The sequence below is a fragment of the Telluria antibiotica genome (assembly GCF_011682055.1).
In the GTDB taxonomy this organism is placed as follows: Bacteria; Pseudomonadota; Gammaproteobacteria; order Burkholderiales; family Burkholderiaceae_D; genus Telluria; species Telluria antibiotica.
Window position 1 is genome coordinate 213,088 of the sequence record NZ_JAAQOM010000014.1, and the last position, 19,372, is coordinate 232,459.

Genomic DNA, 19,372 nt, shown 5'->3' on the forward strand with positions numbered 1-19,372 from the left:
CCACCAAGATACCCAAGGGAGAGCACTGCATGACCAAGCACATATCGAGTACGTTGCGGCCCGCCGTCCTGGCGTCAGGCGTCGCCGCGGCGCTGGCCCTGATGGCGCAGCACGCGCAGGCGCAGGCGCAGGCGGACGAGCCCAAGATGCACCGCGTGGAGATCACCGGCTCGTCGATCAAGCGCATCGACACGGAGACGGCGCTGCCCGTGCAGCTGATCGCGCGCGAGGACATCGAGAAGATGGGCGCGACGACGGCCGCGGAACTCGTGAAGAACATCAGCGCGAACACGGCGCCGCTGACGGATGGCCCCAGCATCTCGGACGGCACGTCCGGCCAGCGGGGCCTCAATGGCGCCAACCTGCGCGGCCTCGGCGTGTCGTCCACGCTGATCCTGCTGAACGGCCGCCGGCTCGCCAACTTCGCGTCGCCGGGCGACAACTCGGGCGTCGACCTCAATAACATCCCGGCCGGCGCGATCCAGCGCGTCGAGGTGCTGAAGGACGGCGCGTCCGCGATCTACGGCACGGATGCCATCGGCGGCGTGATCAACTTCATCACGCGCAAGGATTACACGGGCATCGACCTGGCCGCGTCGGCAGCGGGCACGCAGCAGGGCGGGGCGGGCAAGAAGACGCTGAGCCTCAGCGGCGGCACGGGCGATCTGAATACCGACCGCTTCAACGTGTTCGGCGTGCTGGACATCCAGCAGCTCGACCGCCTCCGCTCGGGCCAGCGCCGCTTCATCCGCGACCATCCGCTGGCGACGACCCTGCCGGCGCAGATGTCCAGCAATACCTTCCCGGCGAATATCGACATCTCGGCCGCGCAGCGTGACGCCCTGATCGGCGCGGGCCTGCTGCCTGCGGGTACCACCGCGCGGCGCGTCAATCCGAGCGCGCCGAACTGCAATCCACCGGCAACCGTGTATGCGCCGAAAGGCCCGGGCGGCGTGGCCGGCTGCAGCTACGACTACATGGAAGACACGGAGATCTACCCGGACTCGCGCAAGATCGGCTTCATCGGCCGCGCGACCTTCCAGCTCGATCCGGACAACCAGCTGTTCGTGGAGCTGGTGCAAACGCAGGCCAAGACCAAATACGTGCTGTCGCCGAACCCGGTGTCCAGCCTGCGCAACCTGCCCGTCAGCATCCTGCCGGACGCGTACCGCAACGCGCTGTCGGCGCCCGGCTTGCCCGCCACGGTCAGCCGGCTCCGCTACCGGATGGCGGAAGCGGGCAACCGCTCCAACGACGTGACGAGTACCGGCCAGCGCCTGCTGCTGGGTGCCACGGGCACGATCAAAGGCTGGGACTACGACGTGGCGCTGGGCCGCGCCGAGAACAAGGCCATCGACTCGTACGTCGACGGCTACTTCTTGTACGACAAGTTCGAGGCCGGCGTGCGCTCGGGCTTGATCAATCCGTTCGGACCGTCGTCGCAGGCCGGCCGGGACCTCGTCAACAGCATCCGGATCAACGACGACGCACGCAATGCCAAGGGCGTGTCGACCTCCCTCGACGGCAAGATGTCGCGCTCCTTGACGACGCTGGCCGGCGGCGACCTGGCGCTGGCCGTCGGCGGCGAATTGCGCCACGAGCACCAGACGTTCAGGCCGTCGGACCTGCTGCGCTCGAATAACATCCAGGGTGACCGCGACAGCACGATCCCGGCCGGCGAGCTGGCCGACGTGGAGACCGCGGACAACACGAGGAAGGTGGCTTCCGTGTTCACCGAGGTGGTCGCGCCGTTCACCAAGGAACTCGAGATGCAGTTCGCGGTGCGCTACGACCACTACAGCGAAGTGGGCAACACGACCAATCCGAAGCTCGGCCTGCGCTGGCAGCCGATGCAGTCGATGCTGCTGCGCGCATCGGCCGGCACGGGCTTCCGCGCGCCGTCGCTGTCGGACCTGAAGCGCCCGACGATCTTCGGCACGACGGCCGGCATCCTCACCGATCCGCAATGCGTGGCGCAGGAAGGCAGCATCGACACGTGTACCGACCAGTGGAACGTCGAGCGCCGCTCGAACCCGAACCTGAAGCCGGAAAAATCGCGCGAGTTCTCGCTGGGCGTCGTGTTCGAACCGGTCAAGCGCACGAGCCTCTCGATCGACTACTGGAACATCGAGAAGCGCGACGTGATCAGCACCCTGGGCGAACAGGTCATCATCGAAAACCCGGCCGCCTACAACGGCAAGTACATCCAGCGCGACGAAGACGGCTTCATCTCGAACATCCTGCTGATGAAGGAAAACCAGGGCAAGCTCAGGACGTCCGGCTTCGACATCGCCGGCGACTGGCGCTCGGAGCGCGGACCGTGGGGCCGCTTCGGCGTGAACCTGTCCGGCACGCTGATCCTGCACTACGACCGCCAGTTCGGTCCGCAGGAGCCGTTCCGCACGAACCTGGGCGTGTTCCTGAACGACCAGGCGATCCAGAAGTGGCGCCACCGCGTGAACTTCGAATGGGACAATGGCCCCGTCGCCCTCACGCTGGCGAACCAGTACTCGATGGGCTACACGGACCAGAACACGACCTACGACCCGTACACGGACACCCTGCTGCCGCCGAACCACGTGAAGTACTACTCGCTGTGGGACCTGACGGGCAGCTGGACGGTCAGCAAGCAGCTCAAGGTGCGCGCCGGCGTCCTGAACCTGTTCAACGCGGATCCGCCGTTCTCGAACCAGGCCTGGTTCTTCCTGGCCGGGTACGACCCGAGCTACACGGACCCGCGCGGCCGCAGCGCGTTCGTGAGCGTGAACTACTCGTTCCGCTGACATGCTGAAACGCGTGTGCGTCGCGCTGGCGCTGGCCGTCGCGTGTGCCTGCGCGCTCGCGGCGGGCGACGCGCCGCGAGGCTCGCTCGTCATCATCGGCGGCGGCCTGCGCGTGAACAACGCGGAAGTGTGGGAACGCATCGTCGTGCTGGCGGGCGGCAAGGGCGCGCGCATTGCTGTGCTGCCGACGGCGGCGGAGAATCCCGCGAAGGAAGCGGAGCTCACCGTCGCCGCGTTGAAGCGCTACGGCGCGCGCGCGTTCGTCGTCCCCGTCGCGCCGCGGCTGGCCGGCAAGGACGACGTGGCGTCCGCCCGCAAGGCCGCGGACGATCCCGCACTGGCCGATGCCGTGCGCAAGGCCGGCGGCGTGTTCTTCACGGGCGGAGATCAAGCCCGCATCACGGCATCGCTGCGGCGCGCGGATGGCAGCAACACGGCCGTGCTGGACGCCGTGTGGACGCTGTACCGGCGCGGCGGCGTCATCGCGGGCACGAGCGCGGGCGCCGCCGTCATGAGCGCGACGATGTTCTACGATCCGCCGCTCGAAGTGATGCCTGTGCTGAAGAACGGCGTGGTGGACGGCAAGGACATCGCGCCGGGCCTGGGCTTCATCGGCACCGACGTCTTCGTCGACCAGCACCTGCTCGCGCGCGGGCGTTTCGCGCGCATGCTGCCCGCGATGCTGGCCAAGGGTTATACGCTGGGACTGGGGATCGACGAGAACACGGCGGCGGTCGTCACCGCGGCCATCGTGGGGCCGGGGCGCGACGTGAGCGTGATCGGTTATCGGGGCGCGCTCGTGCTCGACCTTGCGGAGGCCACGACGGACAAGACGCAGCCGCGCTTCAACGTGTCGAATGCGCGCATCAGCTACGTGGACAGCGGCGACCGGTTCAACCTCGCCAGCCGCCAGTACGTGCCCGGCCCCGGCAAGGAGCCCGTGGACAGGCGGTACGTGGAGCACCGTGCGCCGATTTTTTACACGGACATCCTCGGCAATACGGCGGTGGCGGATTTGCTGGAAAAACTGGCGGACAGCGATTTGCAGCGCGCCGTCGGCGTCGCGTTCGAAGGACCGGACAGCGCAACGCCGGACCGCGGCTTCGAGTTCACGTTTACGCGTGTGTCCGATAGCGCCGAATACGTGACGAACCGCGAGGATGCGTATTCGGTCTACCGGATCCGGATGGATGTACGGCCGGTGCGGGTGCACCAGCCGTTTTATACGCCGTAGGGTGGGCACCCCTGTGCCCACGCGAATGTTTGCAGTGCGCCGGCGTCCGCGTGGGCACGTGGGCACGTGGTGTCCACCCTACTGTTTCAGCAGCGGCTTGAGGTACTTGCCGGTGACGCTGGCCGGATTGTTGGCCACGTCTTCCGGCGTGCCGTGCGCGACGATCGTGCCGCCGCCCGCGCCGCCTTCCGGACCGAGGTCGACGATCCAGTCCGCCGTCTTGATGACGTCCAGGTTGTGCTCGATGATGACGAGCGTATTGCCCTGGTCGCGCAGGCGGTGGATCACTTTCAGCAGCAGGTCGATGTCGGCGAAGTGCAGGCCCGTCGTCGGCTCGTCGAGGATATAGAGTGTCCGGCCCGTGTCGCGCTTGGACAGTTCCAGCGACAGCTTCACGCGCTGCGCCTCGCCGCCCGACAACGTGGTCGCGCTTTGCCCCAGCTTGATGTAGCCGAGGCCCACGTCCAGCAAGGTGTGGAGCTTGCGCGCGATGACCGGCACGGCCTTGAAGAACTCGTGCGCATCCTCGACCGTCATCTCCAGCACTTGCGTGATGTTCTTGCCCTTGTACTCGACTTCCAGGGTCTCGCGGTTGTAGCGCTTGCCGTGACAGACGTCGCAGGGCACGTACACGTCCGGCAGGAAGTGCATCTCGACCTTGATGACGCCGTCGCCCTGGCACGCCTCGCAGCGGCCGCCCTTCACGTTGAACGAGAAGCGGCCCGCGGAATAACCCCGTTCCTTCGCCGTCGGCACGGTCGAGAACAGGTCGCGGATCGGCGTGAACACGCCCGTGTACGTGGCCGGGTTCGAACGCGGCGTGCGGCCGATCGGGGCCTGGTCGACGGAGATCACCTTGTCGAAGTGTTCCAGGCCGTGGATGGCGTCGTGCGGCGCCGGCTCCGTCTGCGAACCGTACAGGTGGCGCGACAGCGCCGGGTACAGCGTGTCGTTGACCAACGTCGATTTACCGGAACCGGACACGCCCGTCACGCACGTGAGCAGGCCCACCGGCAGCTCCAGCGACACGTTTTTCAGGTTGTTGCCGGTCGCGCCCGTGATGACGAGCTGGCGGTCCGGGTCGGCCTGCGTGCGCTTCTTCGGCACGTGGATCTTCTTCTTGCCCGAGAGGTAGGCCGCGGTCAGCGACTCCTTGCTCTTCATGATGTCCTTCAGCGAGCCTTCGGCGATCACGGCGCCGCCGTGCACGCCCGCGCCCGGACCCATGTCGACGATGTAGTCCGCCGTGCGGATCGCATCCTCGTCGTGCTCGACCACGAGCACGCTGTTGCCGATGTCGCGCAGGTGCTTCAGCGTCCCGATCAGGCGGTCGTTGTCGCGCTGGTGCAGGCCGATCGACGGCTCGTCCAGCACGTACATCACGCCCGTCAGGCCCGAGCCGATCTGCGACGCGAGGCGGATGCGCTGCGCTTCGCCGCCGGACAAGGTGTCGGCGCTGCGGTCCAGCGACAGGTAGTCGAGACCCACGTCGTTCAGGAATTTCAGGCGCGCGACGATCTCCTTGATGACGCGTTCCGCGATGTCGCGCTTGGCGCCCGTCAGTTCCAGGCCGTCGAAGTAGCTCAGGCAGTCGCGCAGCGGCGTCTTCGCCACTTCATAGATGGCGCGTTGCTGCGGTCCGTTGCCGATCTTGACGTAGCGTGCTTCCGTGCGCAGGCGCGCGCCGCCACACGACGGGCACTCCTTCTCGTTGATGAACTTCGCCAGCTCTTCCTTCACGGCCATCGAATCCGTCTCGCGGTAGCGGCGCTGCAGGTTGTTCACGACGCCTTCGAACGTGTGCTCGCGGATCACCGTGCGGCCACGCTCGTTCACGTACGCGAACGGCACCGACGTCTTGCCGGAGCCGAACATGACGACGTCCTGCGCGGACTTCGGCAGCTGCTCGAACGGCTTGTCGAGGTCGAAGCCGTAGTGGGCCGCGAGGCTCGTCAGCATCTGGTAGTAGAACTGGTTGCGGCGGTCCCACCCTTTCACGGCGCCGGACGCCAGCGACAGGTTCGGGAACGCGACGATGCGCTTCGGATCGAAGAACTCGATGTGGCCCAGGCCATCGCATTCCTGGCAGGCGCCCATCGGGTTATTGAAGGAGAACAGCCGCGGCTCCAGCTCTTGCAGCGAATAGCCGCAGACGTTGCACGCGAACTTGTTCGAGTAGATGTGCTCCTTCTCCGTGTCCATCTCGTACGCGACGGCGCGGCCGTCCGCGATGCGCAGCGCCGTCTCGAAGCTCTCGGCGAGACGCTGCTTGATCTCGGCATTCACCTTCACGCGGTCGATGACGACGTCGATCGTGTGCTTTTCCGTCTTCTTCAGCTTCGGCAGGTCGTCCACGTCGTAGATCTTGGCCGCGTGCGTGCCGCTCTGGATGCGGAAGCGCACGAAGCCCTGCGCCTGCATCGCCTCGAACAGGTCGCTGTGCTCGCCCTTGCGGTTCGCCACGACGGGCGCCAGGATCATCAGCTTCGTCCCTTCCGGCATGCCCAGCACGGCATCGACCATCTGCGACACGGTCTGCGCCGCGAGCGGCTCTTCCGGGTGGTCCGGGCAGTACGGCGTGCCGACGCGCGCGTACAGCAGACGCAGGTAGTCGTGGATCTCGGTGACGGTGCCGACGGTCGAGCGCGGGTTGTGCGACGTGGCCTTCTGCTCGATGGAGATGGCGGGCGACAGGCCCTCGATCATGTCGACGTCCGGCTTTTCCATCAGCTGCAGGAACTGGCGCGCGTACGCGGACAGCGATTCGACGTAGCGGCGCTGGCCTTCGGCGTACAGGGTGTCGAAAGCGAGCGACGACTTGCCGGAACCCGACAGGCCGGTGATGACGATCAGCTTGTTGCGCGGCAGGTCAAGATTGATGTTCTTGAGGTTGTGCGTGCGGGCGCCGCGGATACGGATTTCTTCCATTGTTGTTTGAAGGCTTTCGAATGGTTGCGGGGCCGGCGCACGGGATGCTCATGAGCGGGCCGAACGGGAAAGCGCACTAGTTTACCTGTTTTTATTTACAGTGGTATGCCGGTGCTCGAAAAAGTCTGCGGGGCTTGGCAGCATGATATGACGACTTGTCAAGACGTGCCGCGCGCACGATGCCGCGTGTGTTCCGTATGTGGTCCGCGGACGGGGCAATTCAATGGCAGACGTACCAGAAACCCGAAATTTTTTGTCGGCCGTATTGATGCGTATCTCTTCCAATCCGGGCACTTCGCCCTCATCTTCGAGGTCTGATCGGGTGCAGTAAAACCGACTGTCCGCTCGGTGCGGAATCAGTTGCTTTCTGGTGCAACTGGCCAGCATAATAGCGGATGAATTTTCAACTGTTCCCTCACGCTTAGTCAGTACGCAGAGTCAGGGATTATCCAAAGGAGCTTTACAAAATGGCATCAGTCAACAAGGTCATCATCGTCGGCAACCTCGGCCGCGATCCGGAAATCCGCTACATGCCGAGCGGCGACGCCATCGCCAACATCGCCGTGGCGACGTCCTACAAATCGAAGGACCGCAACACGGGCGAGCAGAAAGAGCTGACCGAGTGGCACCGCATCTCGTTCTTCGGCCGCCTGGCCGAGATCGTGGGCCAGTACCTGAAGAAGGGTTCGTCGGTCTACGTGGAAGGTCGTCTGCAGACCCGCAAATACACGGACAAGGACGGCATCGAGCGCTACGCCACCGACATCATCGCTGAAAACATGCAGATGCTGGGCGGCCGCCAGGGCATGGGTGGCGGCGACAGCTACGGTGGCGGCGACGACATGGGCGGCTACGACGCCGCGCCGAGCCGCCCGGCCCCGCGCCAGGCCCCGCCGGCACCGGCCGCACGTCCGCAGCCGAAACCGGCGCCGAACTTCTCGGACATGGATGACGATATTCCGTTCTAGCGAGCGGGTGTTCGAAAGTGTAAAGTTTTTGGTAGGTTTGTAGAGGCTTTCGCTTGAGAATACAAGGAAAAGAAGAGACGGGGGAACTGTAAAGTTCTCCCTTTTTTTGTTCATATTTCTGCTAGCGTAAGACCGCGACCCGCATATCCCCCAGCTTTAACCGCAGCATCGCCAAGGACTGCGAACGCAGTTGGGACGGATCCTTTGGCGGCACAGTGCTGGCAAGGACGTCGACACTAAGCACAATGCGGACCTCGCCGCAAAGGGCAACCTTTGGGACGACAAGACGATCTCTTCGGTGGATTTCTTCGAGGGCACCGCGGCGCAAGGGTACAAGCTCCGCCTCCATGAGGGCGACGTCTTGGACATCGACCTGGGCGACGAAAGGCTTCCGTGGTGATGCCGCCGTAGCGGCGCGTCCACTTTCAGCGGCTCGCATGTGCTGCAAGCAACGAAAGGAGCCGCTGTACGGCCAGACTCCGCAGGCGATTCGCAAGGACCTCAAGGCCGGGGTGACGTCCTGATTGCTGTGGCATCCAGACCTGCTGGAGGCCGAGCGCACCTGGTGCTCAACTCACACAGACCAAGCCGCTCCATTTCCTCGTGCTCCGATACCGCAGCCGTAAACCCGTTCCCACCGCCACGGCCGATCGCGAAAAGATCGTAGAACAGGCCCCTCGTCGTTTCGTGTGGAATTTGACTGCTTATGACAAGGGCGTCGTCGAGCCCGGTGGAGCATGTGGGCAGCCGACGGCCTGTGGTCGGGCGAGTGGGCAACCCGCAGGGTTGTGCATCCGGCCGTCCACAGGTGAGCGCCGCAGGCGCTCAGTCGGGAAGCCCGCGCCAGCGGGCCTGTCCACAAATCCACGGGGCGTGTGTGTTCCTGAGCCTCGCTGTGCGTGGCGTGTGACTTAGAAGCCTCTCCCATGTCCCTTCACGTCGAGTCCCTGTTCACCGCCGCACTGGGCCTTCAGGCGCCGTGGAAAGTCGCCAAGGTGGAGCTCGACACTGCCAACTCCCGTGACGCCTGCAAGGCCTCTTGAGCCTTGCTTCGTCGCGATATCGGTCGCCCCTGTTGCCAGAGGCGCCGGGTCGACTCGCCGGACGACGGGTCGAATGGGCTATCGCGCGTTCACCTTGAACCAGTTTATGTTCCACCCGTTGCCGATGGACTTGAAGCGGAGCGTGTGATTGCCGGCCGTCATGGCGAAGGGCGCGCTGGTTAGGGTGGCCCAGGTCTGCCAGCCGCCGGTATTGGGCACGGCCATCACGTCAAGGGCCTTCGCGCCGTCCAGCCAGACTTCGAAGCCGGTGCTGCCGTTGGCGCTCGCCAGGCGGTAGTCGATGGTGAAGTTTCCGGCGGTGGCGACGCTAATCTTGAACTCGATGTAGTCGTCGGGATCGAAATAGCCGACGTCCTGTCCGCCGCCGACGTCGGAGCAGGCTTCGAGTTGCACGCCGCTCATGGAGGTGAGGTTTTCGGCCTCGATGAGACCGGGCACCGGCACGTACTTGAGCGTGGTGGCGACCGAGTCGCTGTAGTAGCTCTCGTTCACTGCGGTGATGGCGGAGACCACGTAGAAGTAGGTGGTGCCCGACGCGGCCGTGGTGTCGGTGTAGCTGGCGGTGGCCACCTTGTCGGCAAGCAGCGTGTAGTTGCCCGCGGCGCCGCTGGCACGGTAGACCTTGTAGCCCGTGACCTTGGCGTCGGTGCTGGCCGTCCAGGTCAGCGCATTGCCGCTGGCGCCCTCGACGAGCTTGAGGCCGGTCGGCACTGCCGGCAACTGGAAGACTTCAGGCGCGGTGGTGCTCACCAGCCACTGGGCGAGGCCGGAGTGGACTTCGTAGGCCTGGGTGGCATAGCCCTTGAATAGATTCTCGATGGCGGCCTCGGAGGCGGTGGTGAAGTCGACCATGCCGGTCGTGTCGACGATGTCTTGACCTGCCACGGGAGCCTTGTCGACGAGATAAATCTCGGCCCAGGTGTTGGCGCTGCCGTTGTCCTTGAACACGCCACTGAGCGTGTAGGTCTTGCCGCCCTGGAGGGTGATGGCCTGGTAGACGCCGCCGTTGATTGCGCCAATGGCGCCGTTCGGGCGCGTCACACGCAGCACGCTGCCGTCGCTGCCGGTGGGGGTCTTGCCGGCGCTGGCGTAGTTGAAGTCGAGGTTCAGGCTGCCGCTGATGGCGAGGGTCGTCCAGCCGGTGTTGGAGCCGAAGTTGCCGTTGGTGATGAGCTCGGCGTTGGTGGCTGTGTCGACGATGCTGATCTTGTCGAAAGTGACGTCGGGGTTGCTGTCGCTGTTGGCGCCGGTTTTAATGACGAAGTAGTAGGTCTTTGGGCCGGTGCCACCAACCTTGAAGGTGGCCGCCTTGACGGCGCAGGCGTTGGCGAAGCTGGAGTCCCAGCCGGCGCAGTCCCACGTGCTTGCCTTCGCGACCAGGCGGGCGCCAGTGTCGAGGTTGTCGTTCTCGGCGTTGGTGACCATGCCCCAGGTGCCCTTGCCCGAGCCGCCCCGCGCGCTGACGAACTTGTAGGCCCACGAGGTGGCCGCCCAGCCGTAGCTGGTATAGGTGTCGTAGGTGGCACGGGCGATCTGGCCGCCCAGGTCCAGGCCGGCGCCCTGCCAGGGCTGGAATTCGCCCACGAACAGAGGAATCTTGAGGTCGCTCACCTGCTTGTTGTAGGCGCACACGCCGGTGGTGCCGGTTTGGCCGCAGCGCAGCCAGTCGCGGTGGATCATGTAGGGCGTGTCGCCGGGGCGGTCGCCAAAAATTCCCGGATAGGGGTGGATCTCGAACGCGACGTTGGTGAAGCCCTTGGCGGTCGGGTTGCCGTAGGCATCGATGCTGCCGTCGGCATAGCTGGGGAACAGCACGATATGCTTGGTGTCCACCCCGCGGATGGTCTGGTAAAGCTCTTGCACGCGGGTGACCATGTCGGCCGCGGTGGAGCCCCAGGGCTCGTTGAGCGGGCCGTAGGCGGCCACGACGGGCTCGTCCTTGTACCTGCTGGCAATTTGCTGCCACAGCCAGCGGGTGCGGTCCCGGGCAACCGTATCCGTCCAGTACTTGTTCTGACCGGCGCAGCCAGTGGGGTTATATAGCGTCTGGCCGCCCACGGCGCCGTGCAGGTCGAGGATGACGTACATGCCGCGCTTCTTGGCCTGGGCAATGGCCCAGTCCAGGTAAGTCCAGGCATCGGCGCGCAGGGTCTTGGGGTTCTTCTCGTCTTCGATGACGCTCCACAGGATGGGCAGGCGCACGAGGTTCAAGCCGAACGCCTTCATCTGATCCCAGTCGCGCTCGGTGATCCAGCTGTCGCGGTAGAGCTTGATGAGCCGCTCCTTCTCCTGGTATCCGAAGCGTTCGGTCAGCTTGGCCTCCAGTGTGCACTGGTCGGTCACGCCGTTGCCGCCCTGGCCCATCATCCAAAACTCCTGCACCAGCCAGTTGCCGAGGTTCGTTCCCTTGAGTAACACCTGCTTACCGGTGCCATCCACCCATTGGGTGCCGTCGGCTTTCAGTATCGCCTGGGCGTCCGGGGTGGGCGTCGGGGTGGGGGCGCTGGGCGATGCTGCTGCGGCACCGCTCGAGCCACCGCCACCGCTACAGCCACCCAGCAAGGCCACACCAATCAGGCTACCCAGCAGGGTGGCACGCGCATAGCGCGCCATGCGGCCGGCAGCGCGTCGCGGGAACCATTGTTGATCCATGTCTTGTCTCCGTCGTTGAATTGGAACCGATTCCATGTATGTGTATCGGTTTAAGCAAGAAATAAAAAATTGGAATGCATTCCAATTTTGTCGCAAAAAGCATGTTTACATCGCGATTCTATTGTCAATAAGGAACTAAGGATTTCGCGTTACCCGCGACGGGCTGAACAGCTCTTAGAGGAGAGCGGCACGCTGCTCCTTGGGCATTTGCTTGCGCAGTCCCGGCGCCGCAGCATCAGTCAACGCGGCGCCCAAGGCGATCATTGCTTGGAAGCGCAGGTTGGCTCGACACGTATCACTGACTTCGCTCCGCCCGCGACATCCGAGGGCGCCCACCGTCGTCGTGAGCGGTAGCGACAAAGACCGCCTGTGCGAAGGCAGTCGCGATAGCCAGGGTGTCGCAAAACATTGTGTCTCCTTGCGTGCAACTTTGTCGATTGCATCACTCAAAATTGGAATCGTTACCAATATTTGTGACCGATTGTAGCTACGGGATGTTTTCAAGTCAACTGAAAAAATGTTTCCGCTTTTAGTGCGGTAACTTGTTCGACGACCCGGATCGCGTCGCGCCATGAACCGGGAGCGCCATAGATCTGTACGATTCCAATGTTAAGAATATGGAAAGAAATTTCCTGCAGGAAGTGCATTCATTGATTCGTGTGGATCAGGAGACCGGTGATGTTGGGGGTGAGCAGGCAGTCACCGCACGGATGATGTCTCAGATCAAGATGGGCCACCTCCGGCACGAGAGCAGGTAGTAAAATTCACATTTCACGCAAGCTTACCGTCCATACTGAAAAGGAAATGAAAATGGCAAAGTTCGATCTGTCGGCCTATGGCCTGAACGAACTCAGGAGATTGGGGGCCGATGTCGAAAATGAAATCACCGTGCGTCACCAGCAGGAGCTGGGAAGGGCGCGCGACCAAATCCTTTCGATTGCACAGGGCTTAAGTCTGTCGGTGGAAGAGCTGCTCGGCACTACCCAGAAGAAAGCGAAGGGTGGTAAGCCAGGCGCGGTTCAGCCGCGTTATCGTAATCCCGCTGACAGCCAGCAAACCTGGACTGGCCGCGGTCGGCAGCCGAAGTGGGTCGGCGAGGCGCTGGCGAACGGCCGCAACCTCGACGACTTCAGGATTCTCTGACGCGTGCCCGTACTCCGTAACCACATCGGATGTTAAGGCAGTCTCCGCAGTCCGCTGTGACCTCCGGATATCCTACGTAGTCCTGAGACACCGCTGTCCCTACCCGGTCGTGCCGTCTCGTCGCCCCACGTCATATTGCTTCCGGGTCGGGATGTGTCCTCCGGCCCTGAGCGGTACGGCTCGGGCTGCGCCTCTGATGGTCGGAATGTGGCCGCGGCCGCTCCAAGAGTGAAACATTGACACAAAAAAGGGGCCGCTCATATTTTGCATAAAAAATTGAGAACGATTCCAATTTTCCGCTTACAATGTGCTTTTTGAATGATGTATGCACTGGGTGCGGCTGAAACGGAGTCTCGACGCGGGCCATGAGGTTCGCGCCATCCTCGTGATGGCCACCGTCGGTTCTTCATGTCGCCATGCCCTTGCGATTGAAACACGGGCGAGCTTCCGGATGGAGGCGGCCGTGCTTCATCAGCCAATCGCGGCAGAAGCAATCGTTGTAGCATATCAAAAGGATGCACATGAACGGTAATTGCGTGCGAGACGTAGTGATCGTCGGAGGCGGTACGGCCGGTTGGATGACGGCTGCCGCCTTGTCGCGTCTGCTGCCGGGCGGATATCGTCTGCGCCTGGTCGAATCCGACGAAATATCGACGATCGGCGTCGGCGAAGCCACTATCCCGAATATCCGCAATTACAATCATGCGCTCGGCATCGATGAGGATGACTTCATCCGTAACACCCAAGGCACCTTCAAGCTCGGAATCGAATTCGTCGATTGGAAAAATAGCGGAGAGTCGTATTTCCATGGCTTCGGCAAGATTGGGCGAGATCTGGGCGCACTCAAGTTCTATCAATATTGGCTGAAACTGCATCAGGCCGGTGAGGCGCCCGATCTCGGTGAGTTCTCGATCAATACGCTGGCGCCGCGTCATGCCAAGTTCATGCGCGACGTCCAGAGCGTTCCGGACTCGCCGGTAGCGGATATCGGCTACGCTTTCCATTTCGACGCCGGCTTATATGCCCGATATCTGCGCCGCTATAGCGAAGCACGCGGCGTGGTCCGTATCGAAGGAAAGATCGTCGCTACGTGCCTGCGTGCCGAGGACGGCTTCATCGAGGCGGTCGTCATGGAAAGTGGCGACCGTATCGCAGGGGATTTGTTCGTGGACTGTTCCGGCATGGCTGGACTGCTGATCGAAAAGGCCTTGCACACGGGCTTCGAGGACTGGAGCCACTGGTTGCCGTGCAATCACGCGATTGCCGTGCCCTGCGAGTCGGTTGACCCATTATTGCCATACACGCGGTCAACTGCGCGTGCGGCTGGTTGGCAATGGCGCATTCCGCTGCAACATCGGATCGGAAACGGCCACGTCTTTTCGAGCGATTTCATGGATCCAAAGACAGCCGAAGAGATTCTGATGCGCAATCTCGATGGCAAGCCGCTGGCCTCGCCGCGTCATATTCGCTTTACCACAGGCAAGCGAAAAAAGGGATGGAATAAGAACTGCGTAGCGATTGGATTGTCGGGCGGTTTTCTCGAGCCGCTCGAGTCTACCAGTATTCATCTGATTCAGACGGCAATTGCTCGCCTGGTCGAATTCTTCCCCGACAAAACGTTCGATCGTGCCGAGATCGATGCCTTCAATGCCCAGGTTGATTTTGAATACGAGAGCATCCGTGACTTCCTTATCTTGCATTACAAGCTGAATGAGCGGAAAGACTCGGCGTTCTGGGCTTATTGTCGTGACATGGAGATTCCGGTAACATTGCAAGGCAAGATAGACCTATTCCAAAGTCACGGCCGAACCGTGCGCACGGGTGAGGAATTGTTTACCGACGTCAGCTGGGTGCAGGTGATGCATGGCCAGGGGCTCCGGCCGCGCAGCTATCATCCGCTGGTCGATCAGCGCTCGAACGACGAGGTCCGCAAATTCGTCACCGACGTTCAGGCAGTCATCCGGAAATGCGTGGATGTCATGCCCACCCATGCGGAATTCATTCGCAAACACTGTGCCGCTTTGGCGGCGAATCCGGTCCGGCGTTCCGGATTAGTTAGTTAATTTCGAGGGAATCGTGGCCACGATCAAGGATGTTGCCCGACTCGCAAACGTTGGTCCGGCAACTGCGTCGCGTGTCGTTAGCGGGAAAGGTTCGGTGTCGCCGGCGACGCTCGAACGCGTCAAGAAGGCGATCGAACAATTGGATTATCGCCCATCGCATGCGGCAAGATCGCTGCTGTCTGGATCGTCGAAGATGATTGGTGTCTACATCCCGGCGTTGAAGGGGGCGTTTTTCGCGCCCATCCTTTCGGCGATCGACATGGTGTTGCGGGAGGTCGGCCTAAACACGGTCATTGCGTTCGGCTCAGGAGCTGGCGATGGGCGACGCCAGGCAATTGATGGCATCGAATTCCTGTTGGAGCGCGGCTGCGACGGCATCATCGTGATGACCGGTGCGCTGTCCGACGAGGATATCCTGGCGTTCGTCAAGAAAGAGTCCCGCATGGTCGTCATGAACCAACACTTGAACGGCATCCCCGATCAGTGTTTTGCAATTGACCACCGGCGCGGGGGCATGCTCGCGGCACGTGCATTCCTGGAGCATGGCCATCGTCGGATCGCCGTTATCCAAGGCCCGTCGACTTCTCCCGACAACGTCGAGCGCGTCGATGGATTTCTCTCGGAACTGGCGGCGAACGGCATCGACGTGTCAGCCGTATGGATGACGGAGAGCGACTTCACTACCGAAGGCGGCCGGGATGGGGCGAGGGAGCTTCTTGCGTCCGGATACAAGTTTACCGCGCTTTTTTGTGCCAACGATGAAATGGCGGCCGGCGCGATATCACATTTCCATGTCTCAGGCATCGCAGTGCCGCGCGACGTCTCGGTCGTCGGCTACGACGACACGCCCCTCGCCGAGTTCTTGGCGCCTCCGTTGACAACCGTACATATTCCCTGGCGCGAAGTCGTCATTAGCGCGGTCAACGCCTTGCTCAACCATTGTTATCAGTTGAGGCGGCCGGTTGAACGGCGATTCCCGATCAGCATGACATGTCGCGATTCGCTGGCAAAAGCGCCGGACCTTGGGGCGGCAGACGCGTAGCCGCCGCGCGGGCATCGATAGATTTTCAATAAAACGACAGGTAGCATCGCTGGCATTGACATGGGGCAGAATGTATATCTATACTGCTTGCCATGAATGGAATCGATTCCAATCATATTTGGATCGACCGATTCGCATCGGCGATCCTGGGTGATATTTCGATTCTTTCGATATTCATGACGGTTGAGACGCATCCGTAAATAAGATGCAAAGGCAGCCATCGCTTGCATGACGTGAGACCGCCTTCTGTATGCATTAGATAAAAAGTGGAATGCATTCCAATCCGCCTCTGCCCTGGCGTTAAAGCGGAGAGGGCAACGACCGGATCGATCGCTCCAGCCAGTTGCCTCTCGAACATTGGCACGCTGCTCCGACAATCGTTGTGCCGATCGATCGAAAGCAGGTAATGCCGACAAAAATTGGAATGCATTCCAATTATGTGTTGTAAAACGTGAACACGGTGCCGGAATGCAGATGTCCGGCGCCGCAAGCGATTTGCCGACCGGACGAACGGTCGGCCTGAACGCCGCGATTCTGGTCATCTGCCGTAACATCAATATCAATACCGAAGGAGACAGGGTATGACTACCAATGAGGGCCGTTTGTCCAAACGCGCCGAGATGAATCAAACAAATAATAAATCCGCTGGGCCCGCGTGCTTTCGCTTGCGGCCGATTGCAGCGGTATGCGCAGGTCTGCTCGGCGGAACTCTGACCCTGGCCCAAGCCCCAGCGGTGGCGCAACAGGCGGACAATGCGAGTTCAGGTCAATCTCAGGGCGCACCGGAGGTGCAGTCCGTGGTCGTGACGGGCATTCGTGCCGGTATCGAAGGCTCGATCAATAAAAAGAAGAACTCTGACTCGATCATTGAAGCGATCACGTCGGAAGACATCGGCAAACTTCCGGACGTCAGTATTGCGGAAGCCATGTCACGTATGCCGGGGCTGGCGGCGCAACAAGTCAACGGCCGTGCACAAGTTATCGCCATCCGCGGCCTCGCTCCGGATTTCGCGGGTACCGTTCTGAACGGTCGCGAGCAGGCATCGGTCGGCACCAATCGCGGTGTGGAATTCGACCAGTATCCCGCCGAGTTGGTGTCGGCAGTCGTCGTTTACAAGACGCCCGACGCGGCCCTGCTCGGGCAGGGGTTGTCGGGTACGGTGGATCTGGACACGGTGCGGCCGCTGGCGTTCCGTCAGCGCAATGTCGTTGTGAACGTCCGCGGTGAACATAATTCCCTCGGTAATCAAAATCATGGTTACGGAGGAACGTCGGGGAATGGCAAGCGCTATAGCCTTTCGTATATCGACCAGTTCGCGGACCGGACCATCGGCCTCGCCATCGGTTATGCACACCTGGACGCGCCGGGGCAACAGCACGAGTACCAGACGTGGGGCTGGCAGACGGATAGTAACTGTATCGCGCACCAGACCGATTGGGGCTGCCGTCCCGTTTCCGGCACGAGCCCGGGTAACGCGTATTACCTGTCCGGCTTCCAGGCCGAAGCCCTTTCGCGGAACGATAAGCGCGATGGCCTCATGGCCTCTCTCGAGTACCGTCCGAACAGCGATCTGCACAGCACCCTGGACCTGTATTACTCGAAGTTCAAGCAAGTCGAGGTCATGCGCGGCTTGATGGGAAGTATCGGCGACGGTTGGGGCGTGCCAAGCAGTACTTTCAGCAATGTCGGCACAACGGCCGTCGGCGGCCAGTCGGTCGTCACGTCGGTGACCACCGGCTTCGTCCCCAACGTGGTCGTCCGCAACGACTTCAACCGGCGCGACGACGCGTTGAAATCGGCCGGGTGGAATGTCGACAAGAAGATTGGCGATTGGCACGCCATTGCCGATCTGAGCTACTCCAACGCCCGCCGCGCGGAAGCGATCTACGAAACCTACTCCGGTCCGGCCACTTCGCCGACCTTGTCCCTCGTCACGCCAACGGGCCCGGGCTTCCCGACGTTTTCATTCTCGTCTTCGCTGTCGGACCCCGGAACCATCCAGCTGACCGATGCCGCAGGCTGGGGCGGCAAGACGCCCCAGCTGGGCAGAAAGCAATTCAATACGCAGAATGACGTCATCCGTGCGGTCAGGCTGCATGGGACACGAGAGGTCGACTGGGGCATCTTCAACAATATCGATGTCGGCCTCAATGTCACGCGCCGCGACAAGACTCGCGATTTCAGCGTGTATTTCGCGCGGATGGCGGACGGCTCGCTGAGCCAGCAAGTGTCGCCGTCTCTGTTGACTACGCCGACTTCGCTCGCCTTCGTCGGCGTTCCCTCCGTCCTGAGCTATGACGTCAACGCCGTCACCGACCAATACTATACGCTGGAGCGCAACCTGAGCCTCGGCCCGGGCGGGGACTACGGCAAGATTTTCGGCGTCCACGAGAAGATTTCCACTGCATACGTCAAGCTGGACATCGACACCGCGGTCGGTCAGATCCCGGTGCAAGGCAACGTCGGCGTCCAGGCTGTCCACAGCAAGCAGGATTCCACTGCGTACGCGTTCGATGGCCAGGGACACCCCATCGGCACCATCGATCCGGGCGCGTCGTATAACGACTACTTGCCCAGCCTGAATTTGGCAGCGGACATCGGCGGCAATCGCAAGCTTCGCCTTGGCCTGGCGAAGACTATGGCGCGACCGCGCATCGACGACATGAATGCGTCGGCTTCGGTGGGCGTGGACCCGACCTCCCACCAATGGTCCGGTGGGGGCGGCAATCCGAAACTGCAGCCCTGGCGCGCGAAATCGTTCGACCTGTCGCTGGAACAATATATCGGCAAACGCAGCTATATAGCGGGCGCATTCTTCTACAAGAAGCTCGACAGCTACATTTACCAATCCACCATTCCGTACGACTTCAGCAGCTTCATCAACCCGACGCCGGCAGTGGTACCGGCCTCCAATATCGGTCCGTACTCGACGCAGACGAACGGCAAGGGCGGCCGTGTGCGCGGCGTCGAACTGAGCGCGGCGCTCGATGGCGGGCTGTTGCATCCGTCGTTGTCGGGTTTCGGTGTGATCGCGACGACTTCTTATACCGACAGTTCCATCAAGGTGAGCGGTCCCGATTCGACCCAGGCCTGGCAAACGTTGCCAGGGCTGTCGAAAGTGGTGGCGGGCCTGACCTTGTACTACGAGGACCACGGTTATTCGTTCCGGGTCAGCGATCGCTATCGTTCGGACTATCGCGGAGAGTACGCCTACCTGTTCGGATCCACTTCTCTGTACCGGACGCTGGCTCAGAACAAGATCGACCTGCAGGCGAGTTACGAGCTTCAGGACGGACCAGCCAAGGGCTTGCAGTTCCTGTTCCAGGTGGGGAATGTCACCAATGCGCCCGATCGCAGTATCCAGGACGGCACCGGCTTCAATGGAATTGCGCAGCCGAAGGACTACAACACCTACGGCCGACAAATCCTCTTGGGCATGAACTACAAGTTCCACTGATAACGCGTACCGCGACCCGTCTGTCCGCAGGTCGCAC

10 protein-coding genes are annotated in these 19,372 nt (G+C 62.1%); 7 read left to right on the forward strand and 3 right to left on the reverse strand.

The features are described 5' to 3' along the window. Positions 1–29 precede the first annotated feature (29 nt). Both HAV22_RS22480 and HAV22_RS22485 read left to right on the forward strand, forming a co-directional pair. Positions 30–2,783: a TonB-dependent receptor gene (locus HAV22_RS22480; RefSeq protein WP_166861999.1), complete on the forward strand. Its 2,754-nt coding sequence runs from the start codon at positions 30–32 to the stop codon at positions 2,781–2,783. A gap of 1 nt (position 2,784) precedes the next feature. Further along, entirely contained in the window at positions 2,785–4,017 is a 1,233-nt protein-coding gene (locus HAV22_RS22485) for a cyanophycinase (protein ID WP_166862000.1), read from the forward strand. Between the two features lie 78 nt (positions 4,018–4,095). Here the strand turns inward: HAV22_RS22485 and uvrA are convergent, their stop codons facing one another. Beyond that, on the reverse strand, positions 4,096–6,945 hold the full coding sequence (gene uvrA / locus HAV22_RS22490) for an excinuclease ABC subunit UvrA (RefSeq protein WP_166862001.1): 2,850 nt from the start codon (positions 6,943–6,945) through the stop codon (positions 4,096–4,098). Positions 6,946–7,412: 467 nt separating this feature from the next. Here uvrA and ssb point away from each other — a divergent pair, with 467 nt between their 5' ends. Then, positions 7,413–7,913 carry a single-stranded DNA-binding protein gene (ssb, locus tag HAV22_RS22495; RefSeq protein ID WP_056437874.1) on the forward strand — a complete coding sequence of 167 codons (501 nt, stop codon included), beginning with the start codon at positions 7,413–7,415 and terminating at the stop codon, positions 7,911–7,913. 1,121 nt (positions 7,914–9,034) lie between these two features. On the opposite strand, the gene HAV22_RS22500 is transcribed toward ssb, so the two are convergent. Both HAV22_RS22500 and HAV22_RS22505 read right to left on the reverse strand, forming a co-directional pair. Next, positions 9,035–11,629, reverse strand: a complete 2,595-nt coding sequence (locus tag HAV22_RS22500; protein WP_208296319.1) for a cellulase family glycosylhydrolase — start codon at positions 11,627–11,629, stop codon at positions 9,035–9,037. Between the two features lie 500 nt (positions 11,630–12,129). After that, a complete protein-coding gene (locus HAV22_RS22505; protein WP_166862002.1) occupies positions 12,130–12,276 on the reverse strand; it encodes a hypothetical protein in 147 nt (48 codons plus the stop codon). Positions 12,277–12,439: 163 nt separating this feature from the next. Here HAV22_RS22505 and HAV22_RS22510 point away from each other — a divergent pair, with 163 nt between their 5' ends. The 4 genes from HAV22_RS22510 (at position 12,440) to HAV22_RS22525 (ending at position 19,335) form a co-directional block, all read left to right on the forward strand. After that, complete coding sequence (locus tag HAV22_RS22510; protein ID WP_166862003.1) at positions 12,440–12,772, forward strand: H-NS histone family protein; 333 nt, start codon at positions 12,440–12,442, stop codon at positions 12,770–12,772. Positions 12,773–13,293: 521 nt separating this feature from the next. Next, positions 13,294–14,835: a tryptophan halogenase family protein gene (locus HAV22_RS22515; protein ID WP_166862004.1), complete on the forward strand. Its 1,542-nt coding sequence runs from the start codon at positions 13,294–13,296 to the stop codon at positions 14,833–14,835. A 13-nt stretch (positions 14,836–14,848) separates the two neighbouring features. Further along, a complete protein-coding gene (locus HAV22_RS22520; RefSeq protein WP_166862005.1) occupies positions 14,849–15,877 on the forward strand; it encodes a LacI family DNA-binding transcriptional regulator in 1,029 nt (342 codons plus the stop codon). A gap of 581 nt (positions 15,878–16,458) precedes the next feature. After that, the gene (locus HAV22_RS22525; RefSeq protein ID WP_229421361.1) at positions 16,459–19,335 is read left to right on the forward strand and encodes a TonB-dependent receptor; all 2,877 of its coding nucleotides are present in this window, start codon (positions 16,459–16,461) and stop codon (positions 19,333–19,335) included. Positions 19,336–19,372 lie beyond the last annotated feature (37 nt).